This is a genomic window from Dorea sp. 210702-DFI.3.17, assembly GCF_020560825.1.
In the GTDB taxonomy this organism is placed as follows: domain Bacteria; phylum Bacillota; class Clostridia; order Lachnospirales; family Lachnospiraceae; genus Dorea; species Dorea formicigenerans.
On sequence record NZ_JAJCNB010000137.1, the window covers coordinates 1 to 246 of the forward strand.

A 246-nucleotide genomic window follows, 5' to 3' on the forward strand; every position below is an offset into this window, starting at 1 on the left:
CCCTGACAGGAAACATCATGGTAAAAATGCTTTCATCCGCAGCAACAGGCGGAAGCTTTGAAGCAACTGGATACGGATATGGACCAGGAATTGGCGAAGGATATGAGCAGTTAGTCATGATCGTATCAAGAGCCAGCGGAGCACCTGTTATTGCAGGAGCGATCCGTTATGCAGCACAGCTTGTAAGAAATAAAGTATTTGAGGTAGCAAAAGCAGAATTTGCAGCAGCAAAGAAAGCAGGCTTAA

1 pseudogene is annotated in these 246 nt (G+C 45.5%); it reads left to right on the plus strand.

The window, feature by feature from the left end:
- Positions 1-246: pseudogene (locus tag LI149_RS15255) on the plus strand (glycine reductase); the annotation flags it as partial.